The sequence below is a fragment of the Enterococcus sp. AN402 genome, assembly GCF_040719405.1.
GTDB lineage: Bacteria > Bacillota > Bacilli > Lactobacillales > Enterococcaceae > Enterococcus > Enterococcus faecalis.
The window spans coordinates 1,189,230-1,205,458 of sequence record NZ_JBFDTM010000004.1 but is presented as its reverse complement, the minus strand read 5'-3'; the positions used below and the strand labels follow the sequence as shown (position 1 = coordinate 1,205,458).

The 16,229-nt window shown below is 38.0% G+C and carries 13 protein-coding genes; 2 read left to right on the top strand and 11 right to left on the bottom strand.

Annotated elements, in window-relative coordinates:
- The first annotated feature begins 124 nt into the window (after nucleotides 1–124).
- Nucleotides 125–874 carry a peptidylprolyl isomerase gene (locus tag AB1I62_RS07215; RefSeq protein ID WP_002374887.1) on the top strand — a complete coding sequence of 250 codons (750 nt, stop codon included), beginning with the start codon at nucleotides 125–127 and terminating at the stop codon, nucleotides 872–874.
- Between the two features lie 43 nt (nucleotides 875–917).
- On the opposite strand, the gene AB1I62_RS07210 is transcribed toward AB1I62_RS07215, so the two are convergent.
- From AB1I62_RS07210 to obgE, 5 genes are all read right to left on the bottom strand, one after another.
- Nucleotides 918–1,292, bottom strand: a complete 375-nt coding sequence (locus AB1I62_RS07210) for a YxeA family protein (protein ID WP_002357632.1) — start codon at nucleotides 1,290–1,292, stop codon at nucleotides 918–920.
- Between the two features lie 142 nt (nucleotides 1,293–1,434).
- On the bottom strand, nucleotides 1,435–1,980 hold the full coding sequence (locus AB1I62_RS07205; protein ID WP_002369419.1) for a TetR/AcrR family transcriptional regulator: 546 nt from the start codon (nucleotides 1,978–1,980) through the stop codon (nucleotides 1,435–1,437).
- Between the two features lie 218 nt (nucleotides 1,981–2,198).
- The gene (locus AB1I62_RS07200) at nucleotides 2,199–3,497 is read right to left on the bottom strand and encodes a PTS sugar transporter subunit IIC (protein WP_002363934.1); all 1,299 of its coding nucleotides are present in this window, start codon (nucleotides 3,495–3,497) and stop codon (nucleotides 2,199–2,201) included.
- Nucleotides 3,498–3,523: 26 nt separating this feature from the next.
- Nucleotides 3,524–3,826 (bottom strand): hypothetical protein, encoded by a 303-nt coding sequence (locus tag AB1I62_RS07195; RefSeq protein WP_002374891.1) that lies wholly within the window; start codon nucleotides 3,824–3,826, stop codon nucleotides 3,524–3,526.
- A gap of 138 nt (nucleotides 3,827–3,964) precedes the next feature.
- Nucleotides 3,965–5,281, bottom strand: a complete 1,317-nt coding sequence (obgE, locus tag AB1I62_RS07190; protein WP_002384537.1) for a GTPase ObgE — start codon at nucleotides 5,279–5,281, stop codon at nucleotides 3,965–3,967.
- Nucleotides 5,282–5,568: 287 nt separating this feature from the next.
- Here obgE and gap point away from each other — a divergent pair, with 287 nt between their 5' ends.
- A complete protein-coding gene (gene gap, locus AB1I62_RS07185; protein WP_002357638.1) occupies nucleotides 5,569–6,579 on the top strand; it encodes a type I glyceraldehyde-3-phosphate dehydrogenase in 1,011 nt (336 codons plus the stop codon).
- 50 nt (nucleotides 6,580–6,629) lie between these two features.
- Here the strand turns inward: gap and AB1I62_RS07180 are convergent, their stop codons facing one another.
- The 6 genes from AB1I62_RS07180 to AB1I62_RS07155 all read right to left on the bottom strand — a co-directional run bounded on the left by AB1I62_RS07180 (nucleotide 6,630) and on the right by AB1I62_RS07155 (nucleotide 16,118).
- On the bottom strand, nucleotides 6,630–7,079 hold the full coding sequence (locus tag AB1I62_RS07180) for a Fur family transcriptional regulator (RefSeq protein WP_002357640.1): 450 nt from the start codon (nucleotides 7,077–7,079) through the stop codon (nucleotides 6,630–6,632).
- A gap of 115 nt (nucleotides 7,080–7,194) precedes the next feature.
- Complete coding sequence (locus AB1I62_RS07175) at nucleotides 7,195–8,076, bottom strand: S1-like domain-containing RNA-binding protein (RefSeq protein WP_002361792.1); 882 nt, start codon at nucleotides 8,074–8,076, stop codon at nucleotides 7,195–7,197.
- Nucleotides 8,077–8,149: 73 nt separating this feature from the next.
- Complete coding sequence (locus AB1I62_RS07170; protein ID WP_104859691.1) at nucleotides 8,150–10,213, bottom strand: cell division site-positioning protein MapZ family protein; 2,064 nt, start codon at nucleotides 10,211–10,213, stop codon at nucleotides 8,150–8,152.
- A gap of 151 nt (nucleotides 10,214–10,364) precedes the next feature.
- Nucleotides 10,365–11,471, bottom strand: coding sequence for an RNA polymerase sigma factor RpoD (rpoD, locus tag AB1I62_RS07165; protein WP_002360364.1), 1,107 nt, complete (start codon nucleotides 11,469–11,471; stop codon nucleotides 10,365–10,367).
- 107 nt (nucleotides 11,472–11,578) lie between these two features.
- Nucleotides 11,579–13,465, bottom strand: coding sequence for a DNA primase (dnaG, locus tag AB1I62_RS07160; RefSeq protein ID WP_101731770.1), 1,887 nt, complete (start codon nucleotides 13,463–13,465; stop codon nucleotides 11,579–11,581).
- A 316-nt stretch (nucleotides 13,466–13,781) separates the two neighbouring features.
- Complete coding sequence (locus AB1I62_RS07155; protein ID WP_002357645.1) at nucleotides 13,782–16,118, bottom strand: cation-translocating P-type ATPase; 2,337 nt, start codon at nucleotides 16,116–16,118, stop codon at nucleotides 13,782–13,784.
- Nucleotides 16,119–16,229 lie beyond the last annotated feature (111 nt).

Below are 16,229 nucleotides of genomic sequence, written 5' to 3'. Positions count from 1 at the left end.
AAAACAAAAGTGGTCTACACCTTTCCTATAGGAAATCTTATAAAAATTCCACTGGTTTGTTATCTTCTCTTTTGTTATGATAAAAAAGAACCTAATTGTCAGTGTGAAAGGAAGAGGAAAACAGATGAAACATAAGAAAATGCTTGCTGTTGCTTCAGTTGCAGCATTCACCTTGCTTTTAGCAGGCTGTAACACAACCAATAATAAAGGCACGACCGCAACGAGTGATTCTGTCGCTAAATCCAGTGAAAGCAAAACAAAGGATTCGGTCGACTTAAATTCACTAGATTTACCACAACTAGATGACAAAGTTGCCGAAGATCAAGACTTAGTCCAAATGGTTACTTCAATGGGAAATATTGAAATCAAACTATTTCCTAAACAGGCTCCAAAAACTGTTGAGAACTTTATGAAACATGCCAAAGATGGCTATTATGATGGCTTGACTTTCCACCGCGTCATCAATAACTTTATGATCCAAGGTGGCGATCCTAGCGGTGATGGAACTGGCGGAAACAGCATCTGGAATAAACCATTTGAAGATGAATTTTCAAACCAGTTATATAACATTCGTGGCGCATTATCAATGGCGAATGCAGGACCTAATACTAACGGCAGTCAGTTCTTTATTGTCCAAAATACAGATGATCAATCTGATGGTCTTTTATATGATGATTATCCAAAAGCAATCATTGATGCTTACAAAAAAGGCGGCTATCCTTCTCTTGATAAAAAACATACTGTTTTCGGTCAAGTAACCAAAGGAATGGATATTGTCGATAAAATTGCCAAAGTCGAAGTTGGTGCCAACGATAAACCAAAAACCGATGTTAAAATTGAAAAAATCAATATTCTTCAAGAAGCAAAAAAATAACAAAAAGTCAGAACGTATGCTGAAGATACGTTCTGACTTTTTGTTATTTTTGAATCGCTTGTAATGCCTTTTCTGGTACTTGGTCTTGATTGACCTCTTCATACGTATTGATGTGGGCCCCTTTATTTGAGACTTTTAGATAATGATCTGTTTTTAATTCATGGTCCGCTGTGAAAGTTATTTCTCGCGTTTTGCCTTCCTCATCTGCGGCTACTTGCGTATAACTAGCAATTCCATAGCCATTAACGCTATCGGCTTTCTTTGTTTTAACATACACATTTCCTTCTTTAACCAATGGATTTAATTGATCTAACACACCAGCTAATTCGCCAGAGTTCTTTTCTGCGTAAAACTTGGCCCCAAATAAACCACCACCAATAACAATTGCTGTCACCACTAAAAATTTAATAAATTTCATCACATAAATCCTCCCGAGTAATTATTCTCTGTTACTTCTTCCAAAGTATAACAAGATTTAAACAATCCTTCCTCGGGCGCAACGACCAGTTTTTTCTCAGACTTATGTCGTATTTTTGTTATTTTGAATAAATAACAAAACACTACTCTTCTATCAACAATTGACTTAATAATTGAATTTCTTGATTCTTAGTTAAGTCAATTGTCTTCATTGTAACCGCTGTGGCTAAACCTAAATAGATTACCACCATTTTAGGAAATAATTCGACAAATTTTCCTTTGTCCATTTGTACATATTTTTTATCCAATAATAAATGCTCTTCAAAAAAAGTTTGAAGCATTTGCTGCAATTCTTCTTCATAACCATGTGCTTTCATAAATAACGCCGTATAGATTTTTTGATGTTTTTGGGCAAATAATATAAAGTTCAGACCCAATGCAATCACTGGGTCTGAGGCACCGACATCTGCTTTATAAAATAATTGCATACGATGAAATAACGATTTAATTAAGGTTCGTTTTAAATCGTCCATGTTGACAAATTCTAAATAAATTGGCTGCGTAGAAATCCCCATAGCATCTGCAATATTTCTAGCAGTTAAATTAGAAAAACCTTTATCTACTAAAATTTTTTCAGCTACGTTTAAGATTTTTTCCTTTGTATATACCTTCGTTCTAACCATTTTCATACCCCTTTTCTCTTTTAGTTAACAATAACTTTATTATGTTCACACAAAAGAAAACCATTTTCATTATATATATAATATTTTACACTTTTTTATGCGTTTCTTTTCTCAAAATTTTCTATACATTTCAAAAAAATTGAGAATTTTCATCGCCTATAAACAAATAGGTCCAGAACAAAAGGTCATCACCTTTTGTTCTGGACACTAAACGGCTGCACTCTTTATTCTTCTATTTGTTTGCCTTGTTCTTTGGCAAGCTCATTTTTATCATAAGCTACAAAGAACGGATAGTAAATCAAGATGGCCACTAGAATTAAAACGATATTCAAAACAGCAGCACGCCAATCGCCGCCTGTCGCCATAAAGGCGCCAATTGGCCCTGGTAAGGTCCAAGGTGCGGTAAAGACAACTTCACTTACTAAACCTAATTTAGTGGCAAACCAAGCAATCGTTGCTAAAACCATTGGTGCAAAGATAAAAGGAATCATTAAAATCGGATTTAAGACAATCGGTACACCGAAAATAACTGGCTCATTAATATTAAAAATAGACGGTGCTAAAATAGCTTTTCCTAGTTTTGAACCATATTCTGATTTTGCCCGAAAGGCTAATAATATGGCTAAACCAATTGTGGCTCCGGCACCACCAATCCAAATGAACCATTGGTAAAAAGGTTCTGCCGCAATCCGAGGTAATGCTTCGCCAGCTGCTTTAGCAGTCGTGTTTTCCTCTAATAGTTGTAGCCATAGAGGACGCGCCAAAGATCCTACGATTGAAGCGCCGTGAATCCCAAAGAACCAGAAAAATGTGGTTAAAAAGACTAACAGCAAGACACTCAATAAAGAGTCTGCTGCTTGAACTAGTGGTCCCACCAAGTTCCCTACAAACGTGTGCCAATCAAAGCCTAAATAATAAGTGATTGAACCAATCAATAACATGACAATTAAAGTCGGAGTCAATGATTCAAATGAACGAGCAACAGCAGGTGGAACGTTATCAGGCATTGTAATTTTGAACTTAGACTTATCTGTTACTCGATAGATTTCGACAGCAATAATTGACGTCACAATCCCAACAAACATCCCTGCACCACCCAAATTAGCCATTGGTAAAACAAACCCAGAAACACCAGCTGCTTTACTGGCTTCTTCAGGAATCGCTACAGGTACTAATGTTAATAAAAAAGCAATCGTAGCCAAAATCCCTCCAGAGACTTGATCAAGATTATATGATTTCGCTAAACTAGCGCCAATGCCAAAAGTCGCATATAACGCCATAATGTACATTGTCATTCGGTAAGGCAATAAGATTGTAGCAGCATTACTTGTTAAAAATTGAGTAATGCCCCAAGATTCTGGTAACGGCGGAAACGCAATAATTAGAAAAAAAGAACCGACAATAATTAAAGGTAATGTCGCAATAATCCCATCCCGCACCGCACGTAAATGGCGCTGATTGGCAATTTTAGCCATTGGTCCAGCTAGATGATTTTCAATCCAAACAGTCAGTTTATCTAACATAAATAACACTCTCCTCTGTTTTTCTCTTAAAAAATAACTCCTTTAATCAGCCATAAATAAGAGATAAGCTCTAATAAAATAAGAGAAATTAAAAACAACCAAATAAAACGCTTACAAAAACCTGTTTTCGTTTCAATAAAATAATGACTATACGCTAACGCAAAAGCAATCCCAACAGGCAAAAAAATCATGGCACCAATATTAAACGGCAGACTGAAAGTCCATAATAAAACACTCGGCAACAGGACACCACATAAGAACCCCATACTAAAAAGAAAACCGGCACTTTTAACTGAAAACTTAGGAACCATTGCTTGATTGTTTTCCATTTCAATTTCGCTCCTTTCGTTTGTTATTTTGTTACATTTAAAATTATAAGCTATTAAAAATATTATTTCAATCTATTCGCTAATTTAATACTAATTTTAAAATAAAAAACCAGTTCACTGAGTGAACTGGTTTTATGCTTATTCGACAAATTCAAATTCAAAATTACCAATCCGAACAATGTCGCCATCTTTCGCGCCACGTGCTCGTAATGCCTCATCGACACCCATACCACGTAATTGACGTGCAAAACGCATTACTGTTTCATCATGATCGAAATTCGTCATTTCAAATAATTTTTCTAATTTTTCACCAGATAAAACCCATGAAGCATCTGGTTCACGATCAATCGTAAATTCTGGACCTTCTGGTTGGAAGCCATAACGAACGGTTTCTTCCTCTACCACTTCATCTTCATATAATGGGAATTCAGGCGTTACTTCCAACAAGTCAGCTGTTGCATTTAATAAAGGTTCAATACCTTTACGAGTAACCCCAGAGATTGGGAAAATAGGTAGCTCATCAGCATACTCATCGGTGCGTTCCTTCGCAAGTTGCTCTTTAAATTTCGCTAAATTCTCTTCTGCTTCAGGCATGTCCATTTTATTGGCAACAATAATTTGAGGTCGCTCCATCAAACGTAAATTGTGTGAAGCCAATTCTTTATTGATTGCCAAATAATCTTCATAAGGATCGCGTCCTTCCATGCCACTCATATCAATGACATGTAAAATAACACGCGTCCGTTCAATGTGGCGTAAGAACTGTGTTCCTAAGCCGACACCTTGAGAAGCTCCTTCAATTAAGCCTGGCAAATCTGCTGCAGCAAAGCTTCGACCATCACTAGTAGTCACCATCCCTAAGTTTGGAACTAACGTCGTAAAATGATAGGCACCAATTTTCGGACGAGCGGACGAGATAACAGAGAGTAATGTTGATTTTCCTACAGAAGGAAACCCAACTAACCCAACATCTGCTAAAACTTTTAATTCTAATTCGATTTTACGTTCTTGACCCGGTTCGCCGTTTTCGGCAATTTCTGGTGCAGGGTTTCTTGGGGAAGCAAAGCGAATATTCCCGCGACCACCGCGTCCGCCTTTTGCTACTACTAAGGTCTGACCATTCTCAATTAAATCCCCAATTAAAGCTCCAGTTTCTGCATCACGAACTGTTGTACCTGGTGGAACTTTGACAAGTAAATCTTCTGAACCACGACCGTGCATTCCTTTACTCATACCATTTTCTCCAGGTGTCGCCTTAAAATGACGATTAAACCGGAAATCCATTAATGTGCGTAATCCTTCTTCAACAACTAAAACAACGTCGCCACCGCGTCCGCCATCACCACCAGCGGGACCCCCGTCTGGTACATATTTTTCTCTACGGAAAGCAACCATTCCGTCGCCGCCTTTACCAGCTTTGACATCAATCGTCACTTGATCTAAAAACATGGACATATAATTTGTCCTCCTATTCTACTTCTACTATCTTTAATCACCTCAAAAAGCGTGATTCGAAAGTCTTTATTATTGTATCGGGAAAACAACCGTTTGTCTAGCAATTCTAGTTAGTTATCGTTGGAAAAAGCAAAATTTCTCATGAATCTTTCGCTTTCTTTTTGTCGCTTCGCTATCAGTCTTTTGACAAAAAAATTTTAGAGGTTCATACTATAGATAGTTGAAGAAAATCACTTTTTCAGCAAGGGTCCAAAGAAACACAAACATCTAAAGGAGGAATTTTTGTTATGACAGTCAAAGTAGGAATTAACGGTTTTGGAAGAATTGGTCGTTTAGCCTTTCGCCGAATAAAAGAAGTTTCTGATGATATTGAAGTTGTGGCTATCAATGATTTGACTAGCCCAACAATGTTGGCTCACTTATTACAATTTGACTCTACGCATGGCACCTATCCTGGCACCGTGACAGCCACTGAAAATGGCATTGTGGTTGACGGCGAAGAAACCCGTGTCTACGCAGAACCAGATGCAAGTAAAATCCCTTGGGTTAAAGAAAACGGAGTAGACATTGTGCTTGAATGTACAGGTTTTTATACCTCTGAAGAAAAAGCGCAAGCTCATTTAGATGCAGGTGTGAAACGTGTGGTTATCTCTGCTCCTGCAGGCGCAATGAAAACAATCGTTTATAACGTCAATGATGATACACTTGATGCCAACGATAAAATCATTTCTGCTGGTTCATGTACGACAAACTGTCTAGCACCGATGGCTTACTTCTTAAATAATGAATTTGGTATTGAAGTTGGTACCATGACAACTGTCCATGCCTACACATCAACACAAATGCTATTAGATGGCCCTGTTCGTGGCGGAAATCTTCGTGCGGCACGCTCTGCTGCAGACAATACTATTCCCCATTCAACTGGTGCTGCTAAAGCAATTGGCTTAGTTATTCCAGAACTTAATGGAAAATTACAAGGCCATGCCCAACGTGTTCCCGTTGTGGATGGATCCTTAACAGAATTAGTTAGCATTTTAAAAACAAAAGTAACAGCTGATCAAGTAAATGAAGCAATGAAAAAACACACCATTGATAACCCTTCTTTCGGTTATGATGATCGTGAAATTGTTTCTGGAGACATAATCGGCACGACAGAAGGTTCGATTTTTGACCCAACGCAAACAGAAGTAACGACAGCTGGCGATTTCCAATTAGTGAAAACTGTGGCTTGGTATGACAATGAATATGGTTTTACTTGCCAAATGATTCGCTTATTGGAAAAATTCGCTAATTTATAATTCCAATGAATAAAAAACTGCCTTGCATAAATTAATGCAAGGCAGTTTTTTTAATGTTTACTTTGACAACTTTGACAAATACCATGAAAAGTTAAGCGATGATCTTTGACTAAAAAATGATACCGACTTTCAACAATTTGCTCTACTTCACCAAGCAAGTCTTCTTCCACTTCCTCAATTGTGCCACATTCTAAGCATAACAAATGGTGGTGAAAGTGTTTGGCGCCTTCTTTTCTTAAATCATAGCGAGCTAAACCATCGTTAAAGCTCACTTTATCAACGACTTTTAAGTCTGTTAAAATTTCTAGCGTTCGATAGACTGTTGCTAGACCAATTTCCGGACTTTTTTGTTTTACCAAGAAGTAAATTTCTTCTGCTGATAAATGATCTTTTTCATTTTCCAATAATACAAGTACGGTTGCTTCCCGTTGTGGTGTTAATTTAAAGCCTGATTCATGTAATTGTTTTTTTGTCTTTTTTAAAGCAGCAGTCGAATCCATTATTACAGCTCCTTGTTTAGAATGATTACAAATTAAGAAACTTAATTTATCAATCAAATTAAAATAATTATAAAAGAAATAACTGTAATTTGCAAGATATTCTCAATTAGCTACCTTAATTTTTTTCTTTTGATTGTTCCAACGAGCCAATTAGAATTGTTTTACCATCTTCTTGTTTAATTAATTTTTGTTTCATTAAATGGCCTAAGGCGCGTTTAAATTGAGCTTTACTAATGCCAAAGGTTTGTTTAATTTCATCAGGGCTTGATTTATCGGTGAAAGGAATTTGGTGATCGTTTGCTCTTTCTAAGAAAGTTAGAATCATTAACGCATCATCGCTGATTACTTCATGACTTCTTGGTTTTAACGAAAGATTCAATACGCCGTCCGGCCGCACGCCAATCACACGCCCCACTACTTTTTCACCTAAACGTGGTTCCTGGAATCGTTCAGAAGGATGGATAAATCCAATGTATAAATCATCAGTTAAAATATACGTTCCTGCAAGTTTCAGACGATACACATGCCCAGTTAAGTTTTGGTTTTGCATTTCAGCATTCCCTCGTTTTGCCATGGCTTTAAAGACTTTTTCATCTGCTAATTCGCCCCAAATGCGGTCTTTACTGTCCACTTTTAAAGTAACCATTACTCGGTCTTCTTTTTTAGGCCAAAGTTCCCGCATAGTTGGTAATTCATCCAACGAAATAACGACATCTTTATCTGGTAAGCCAACATCCACAAAGACACCTAAATCACGTCTCGTTCCCGTGACAGTACCAAAGCCATAGCTACCAATGCGCACAGTAGGAATTGTAGTTGTCAGTGCTGGCTCTTGTTTTTGATTTAAATAACCAAACCCTTCTACAGCCTCTCCTATGGCATGCGTACCTTCTTCTTTTTTTAAACGGAATGTGATGCCATTTTTTTGAACAAAATAAAATTGTTCATTTTCATCGACCACAATGCCGGTAAATGTTGTTGCTAGTAATTCTCTCATTTATCATTAACTCCTCAAGGAAAATCAATCGAACAAAAGATTTCCGCTTTTGTTCGATTGTTTCTATTTTCTTTTATTGCCCTGCATTACGAGAAGCGTTCCCTTTGAACCAACCTGTTTTAGCATTGATTGTAACTAAATACATGTGAACATTTTTCTCTGTAGTGCCTTCTAATAATTTTGATTGATTGTTTGTTGCATAAAGATTGTAGTAACCTTCGCCATTCACAATTTTGGCAGGTTCTAAAGAATATCCGCCAGGAACCACATAGCCACGAGCAATCACTGTGTCTAAGACTTTTTCTTTCACACCTGGTGCCCATGTCCACGCTGGATTGCTACTATCAGCGATATCAGCAGCATCTGGCGCATAAAGCGGACTAGTGTAAACCCCGTCACTATTCGGCGCCGTGTAGCCATTCGCTTCTGTTTTTGCTGTTTCTTCCTTCTTAGCGTTCTCTTTTTTCGCGGCAGCAGCTTGTTTTGCTTGTTCTTCTGCTTGTTTTGCTTGCTCTGCGGCAGCTTGTTCTTCTGCAATTCTTTTCTGTTCTTCTTCAACCTTGGTTAACGCTTGGTCAGCTGTCGTGACTTGTTTGACCAGTTCTTTTTTCAGCTTATCACTTGTTACTTTACCTACTTCTGCCTTAGCAGCTTGATACGTGTCTCGATTCAGCTGATTGGTAGTTTTTCCATCTTTATAAATGACCTCAACCGCTTTTTTAGCTTTTTGTAATTGGTTGTATTGTTGGTTCGCTTGATCGATTGCTTGGTTCATCAATTGGTCAAATGGATCATTTCCTGTTAAATTCTTTACGGAAATTGGTTGATCAGCAGCTAAAATCGCCGGTTTCAACTCATTGCCATTGACAATCGGCGCCTCAAATAATTGGTTGATTTGTTGAATGGTTTGTTGCTTCTCTTTCAATGTTTGAATTTGTTTATTTAATTGAGAATACTCTTCTGAATCTTTAATTTCCGCGACTTGTTTTGAGAGTTTTTCTGGACTAACAGTCACCATATCGGGTTTAATAAAAACTTGCTCCTTCGTGGTATAAAAGGCTGCTAGTTCATCTTTCAGCGTATCTGTTTTCTTGGTTAGTGCCGCCGCCTCTTGCGCGGCAGCTTTTTGCGTTTGATCATGATACGCCCAAGCACTACCTCCAGCTAATAAAACAACCGCAAGCGCAACGAAAGCCACTTTTTTTGATGGTTTCTTCGGAGCAGGCGCTGGTTGAGCATTCCCAGTTTCATTCATCGGTGGTATCACACCTGAATCTGAAACTTTTTCCACGGTTGTATCAGCGTCGCTCGGTTCCTCTAGCGACGCTGCACTCGTTAACCCTTCTTCAGAATCTGAAATGGATTCAGTTGGTGTTTCGGCTTGGGTTAATACTGCCTCACCGCTGTTTTCTAACTCTTGGGTCTCTGCTGTTTCTTCTGATGGATTTTCAGACATTTCTGTATCTGCTCGATGCGCTTGAATATAAGCTTGCAAAGTTTCGTTTGGTGTTACATCTTGATCTTCTATCGGTGGTTGTGAAAAAATTTCTTCTTCAGAAGTAGTAGAGATAACTTCAGTTCCTGAAATCTCTGTTAAAGTTTCCTCTTCTGACTTCACCGTCTCAGATACCTCAGCTGTTTCTGCTTCAACAGTAGTTGTTTCTTCCGTTGTTTCTTCTAAATTAACTGCTTCGTCCGTTGCTAGTTTTTCTTCTGTTGAATGAGTAGGCGTCTCTTCTGTCGCTGGTGTCGACTCCTCCACCGAATCATGAGTCTCCTCACTAGCCCCTTCTTGAAGCGATGTTTCTAGACCAGAAACATCCTCTGAATCAGAGACTATTAAGTTATCTTCTGTTGACTCTTCTTTTTTGTCATCATTACTTTCTTCTTCTGGTGATTCGCCAAACAGTTCCATCACATGGCCTAAGCTCATATCTTTTAACTCAGACCACTCAATATTCTCATTTAATTGATCTTCGTGTTGTTCATTTTCCTGTGTTTCAAAATCTATATTTGTTGAAGTCGTTTCCACTTCTTCTTTATCAACTGTTGTGTCAGTTAGTGAATAGCCACATGTTGGGCAGGTCGTTAATTCTGCATCGAATTCGTTCCCGCACTTCGGACATTTCTTTGTCATTCTTCCGCCTCACATTCTGCTAATATTCCATTACTTCTAATTTACCACAACTTGCGCCTTCTTCCAATAACTAGCAATGACATTTAGAGACTTTTTAAGAAACAAAAGCGGCTCTTCTCCCATGCACGAAAAGAGCCGCTAAACGGTATGTTTATTCTAAAAAGTCTTTTAATTGTTTTGAACGAGAAGGATGTCTTAGTTTTCTTAACGCTTTTGCTTCAATTTGACGAATACGTTCGCGAGTGACACCGAAAACTTTTCCGACTTCTTCTAGCGTACGTGTCCGACCATCATCTAAACCAAAACGTAAACGTAAAACATTTTCTTCACGGTCTGTTAAAGTATCCAGAACATCTTCTAGTTGTTCTTTTAACAATTCGTAAGCTGCATGCTCAGCAGGACTGGTAGCATCTTGGTCTTCAATGAAATCACCTAAATGTGAATCATCTTCTTCACCAATTGGTGTTTCTAAAGAGACTGGCTCTTGTGCGATTTTTAGGATTTCACGAACTTTTTCTGTTGGTAAATCCATTTCCGCACCAATTTCTTCTGGCGTTGGTTCTCTACCTAAATCTTGCAATAGTTGGCGTTGAATCCGAATCAATTTATTGATTGTTTCAACCATGTGAACAGGAATTCGAATCGTTCTAGCTTGGTCCGCAATTGCCCGCGTAATCGCTTGACGAATCCACCAAGTAGCATACGTAGAGAATTTGAACCCTTTACGGTAGTCAAATTTTTCAACAGCTTTCATTAAGCCCATATTACCTTCTTGAATTAAATCCAAGAATTGCATACCACGACCTACATATCGTTTGGCAATTGAAACAACCAAACGTAAGTTAGCTTCTGCTAAACGTTGTTTTGCTTCTTGATCGCCTTCTTCAATTTTAAGTGCCAATTCAACTTCTTCTGCGGCAGTTAATAATTGAACGCGCCCAATTTCTTTTAGGTACATACGCACGGGATCATTAATTTTAACACCTGTTGGCGCAGATAAGTCTTCTGCTTGGGCCTTTTCCGCTTCTTTTTCATCTTTTTTCAAGCTATGTTCACTTGGGTCTCCATTTTCATCGACTACGCTGATACCAGCATCTTCAACTTTTTGGATCAATTTTTCCATAGCTTCTGCATCCAAAGTATACGGTGTGGCTAATTGATTCGCTAAATCATCATAAACCACTGTTCCTTTAGGCTTGTTTTCTTTGATAAATGCTGCCACTGCAGCTTCATATTTTTTACTTGTTTCTTTTTCCATGAAAGAAGGCCCCCTTCATTTTTCGGTTCACGCTTGAAATAACTGATAAATCACTGGGACTTATCAAAATAAAATGAACAAAACGCTTAGTTTTATTCATTTATTGCTTAAGTAAATGTTCGTTGAGCTTTAAGCTGTCGAGCCAATTGGATAATCTCCATTGTTAATTCGGCTTCAAGCTGTTGGTTGCCCACTCGTTTTGCTTCTTGCTGTTGAATCTTTTTCTGCTCAATTGCCTCTGCAATACTTGATAAGGCAATTACATGTAATAAATCGGCAACTTCTCGCTCAGAGCTTTCTTCTGATAAATTCTGATACGCAATTTCAATTGCTAATTGTTTGGTTTGATTATCTTGCAAGAAATTAATAAAATCGGCAATGTCGAAACTTTGATGCAGTGTCGCATAACTTTCTAGCAAGAAATACAATTCTTGGTATTCATCATGAGCGAATGAAAAATCTGGCAATTGTTGAACGGTTTGCCGTACTCCTTGTTCATTCATTAAACGAAATAATAAAGAACGTTCTGCTTTTTGAACTTGGGTTAACGGTAACTTGTTCTGGACGTGATTCTCTTCAAAAACAGGTTCTTCCATTGGTGGTGGCATCATTTCATCTTGATAAAATTGTTGCCTTTCTTGCCGTTGGACTGAACGTTGCTCTTGCTTCAATTGATTGAATTGTTCTTCTAAACTATGAACAGAAAGTTGAAATTCCTGAGCAATTTGGTTTAAATAACGATCACGTTCCAAGGGAGATTGAACATTGGTTAACTCCCGTAACAATTCGTTCACATAATCCAATTGTTCTTTTTCGTTATTCATGTTTCTAGTTAACCGATGATAGTTCATTTTAAAACTAAAAACTGTTTCTCGGCCATGATTGGCTAAATTTTGAAAAGCTTCTGCGCCATATTTCCGCACATATTCATCAGGATCCAGCTTTTCAGGGATGCTGACAATACTCAAGTCAAAATGACTGTTTTCTTGCAATAATTGAATCGCACGGTTTGTGGCTTGAACACCGGCATTATCGCCATCGTAACAAATAACTACTTCCTTAGCGACCCGTTCCAAATGCCGAATTTGTTCATTGGTCAAACTAGTCCCCATTGAAGCCACCCCACTTTTTACGCCTGATTGCCAAGCAGCGATAACATCCATGAATCCTTCAAAAAGCAAGACTGTATTTTCTTTACGAATTTCTTTTCTGGCTTTATCAAAGTTAAACAGCGTTTCTCGCTTATTAAAAAGTGTTGTTTCAGGACTATTCAAGTATTTAGGCATCTCATCCCCTGGAAAATCAGCTGTTTTTAACAAGCGACCAGAAAAGGCGATGACATTGCCTTGGGGATCATTAATTGGAAACATGATTCGTTGATAGAAACGATCCAAAAACGTACCGTTATCTCTTTGGACAAACAGCCCAGAAGGCTCAAAAAGCGTTTCATCCAGTTGTTCATTTTTAAAAACTTGACTTAAGAAATCACGTTTTTGCGGCGCGAATCCAATTTGAAAGGTCTCAATTAGTTCTTGTGTTAACCCCCGCTCTAATAAATAGTTTAATGCGGGTTCGCCAATTTTAGTATTCACTAAAATATGATGGTAAAGTTCTGCGGCTTTACTATGCAGTTGTAACAAACTCCGTCTTTGTTGGTTTTCTGGGGTATCCGCTACTTCACGCGGCTCTGACCAATCAAAGTCCACAGATAAATGTTCCAAATCTGCAACACGTTTCACGGATTCTGGAAAACTAATGCCTTCAATTTCTTGCAAGAAATTAAAAACAGTTCCACCTTTCCCGCAGCCAAAACAGTGAAAAATTTGTTTGTCTTCTGCTACTGAAAATGAAGGGGAACGTTCTTCGTGAAACGGACATAAACCCATATAATTTTTACCGGATTTTTTTAACTGGACATACTGCCCAATAATATCTACTATATTCGTTCGGTGACGAACTTCCTCAATGACTTCCTGAGGAATGCGTTGTGCCATTGTCCTCACCTCCTAAGAATAGCATTGTGCTAACTCATGTGATTGACCGTTTAAAAAACGCACTGTCATTTCAGTGCGAATTCCAATGGACACATTTACACATGATTTATTGTATCACATAATCTCTGTTTTTCAAGTATCTTGTTTCAACTCAACAAAAAAAGAAAGTATCTAGGACAAAAGTCATCCTGACTCCTGCCCCAGACACTAACTCTTAAAATAATCAGTTAAACATCAAACTTGCTCCGACTTCCTTCAAGATTTAAAGAAGAACTGCATTTCTGGAGACGAATGCTTTTAGCTCAATCTCTGCTTTTTATAAATCTTTAATTGTTTTTCCAGCACGTTTCATTTGTACGAAACCAATTGTTACACGCACTACAATATTAATGGCCATCATAATAAAGAAGAGACCCATTGTTTGCGAAGTTAAGAAACCAATTTCTAAAATGTTGTGGAATAACATAGCTGCTACATAAATACCAATAATGGTACTGAAAACCAAGAAAATGCGTAATGGATTTAAAGGCAGACATGCTCGAACAACAGCCATACAGCTAATTCCAACTAATAAATAATACATTAACGTCGTGGTGTCTAAAGAAGAAAATCCTTGATTTTGTCCAATCAGATAAACAGCAATGATATTCGCTACAACTAAAAGCGCATTAACAGACGCATTTTTCAAAGCCGTTGGTAAAAACTTCCCGACAACTTTTCGTTTGTCCCCTTCGAAAGATAAGAAGAAAGCAGGATATCCTTCAATTGCTAAATCAATCAAGGTCACTTGAATCGGAATGAACGGGAACGCAATGGCCGTTAAGGCACAAATGATTGAGAGAATAAACGAATAAATCGTTTTAATGAAGAAAACGCTGGAAACTCGGGTTACATTATTTACCACACGTCGTCCTTCAAACAAGACATCTGGTAACGTTGTAAAATCAGAATCTAGCAAAACTAGATTAGAAATTTGCCGAGTAGCGCCATCTCCTTCTGCCATGGCGATACTACAATCCGCTTCTCGTAACGCTAAAACATCGTTGACGCCATCGCCGGTCATCGCCACCACATGCTCTGTGTCTTTCAACTCACGCACAATGGTTCGTTTTTGCTGAGGCGATACACGTCCGAACACTGTGTATTGCTGAACTGCTTCACGCACTTCTGCTTCTGTCGTTTTGGTCGACAAATCAATATAAGACTCATAACCGGGTAGCCCGGCACGACGAGCAATATTTGAAACAGTCACCGGATTATCACCAGAAATTACTTTTAAGTCGATTCCTTCTTCTTTTAGATAAGCCAGTGTTTCTTTGGCATTTTGGCGAATTGGATCGTCAATTTCTAGAATTGCTAATGGCTCTAAATAAGGCATTTTGGTTTCGTTTAACGGTTGTTGTTCCGCAATGGCTAACATCAAGACGCGATAACCATTCTCTTGTGCTGTAAAAACAGCTTCTGGCAACCGACTATCGTCTACCAAACGCTCAGGAGCCCCTAAATAAACTGTCCCAATTTCTGGAAATTCAATAGCCCCCCATTTTCGTTCAGAAGAAAAAGCCAAGACTTCTTTTGCGCCAAATCGATTGGATACTTCATAATGATCACGAATTGCTTGCATTGTAATATTATTATCCGTACTTTCAGATAGGTAGCTTCCGATAATCTGCGGGAAGAGTTCTTCATATTTGTCATGCAAGATAATCGCCTTTTGCACTTTCATTTTACCTTCTGTAATCGTTCCAGTTTTATCTAAACACAAAGTGTCCACATGGGCCAATGTTTCAATTGAGTACATATCTTGTACTAGAATACGTTTTTTGGCTAACTTAATGACACCTGTTGTCAGCGCAATACTAATTAATAGTACTAATCCTTTTGGTAACATCCCTAACAAAGCTGCTGCAGAAGCAACAACAGATGTTTTGATGCCAGCATCTCTTAACCAAAAAGCTTCAACAAATAAAATAATCCCCAGAGGAATAATCACCCAACTTGTAAATTTAGAGACTTTACGAATCGAATTGACTAACTCTGATTGAATTGGTTTATGCACTTTGGCTTCTTGGGTGATTTTCACAGCATAGTTTTCGGCACCAACGTGGATAACACGGGCATAGGCTTGTCCGCTAACAATGAAACTTCCAGAAAGCAAGGTATCGCCGATTTCCTTTTCAATTAAATCTGATTCACCTGTTAACAACGCTTCATTCGCTTCGACTTTACCGTCAATAACTTCCATATCAGAAGGAACTTGTTCCCCTGCAGAGATAATAACAATATCTTCCATAACTAGTTCTTTTGTATCAATTTCTTGTTGTACGCCATTTCGAACAACATGAACATTTTCTTTTGCCACAATAGATAATTTTTGAACTAAATTACGGGCATGAATTTCTTGGAAAATCCCGATTGACATGTTCACAATAATAATCGCTAAGAAAGCCAGATTGGAATACGCTCCGACAAATAGTAAACAAACAGCGATTGCAAAGTTTAAAAAGTTGAATAACGTCATGACGTTATCAAAAATAATATCTTTTGTAGATTTTGCTACATTTTCCTCATAATTATTTTGAAGGCCTAACTCTTTCTGCTTGGCAACTTCTTCTGTACTTAACCCTTTTTTCAGGTCGACTTTATTCAACATCCAGCTCTTTCCCTACCTTTTCAATTAATCAGTTACATCCCTTCTAGTTTACTTGCATTTTCATGAAACTGCAAGAAAAGCCTAAAAAATTCCTGTAAGTTGAAAGAATTC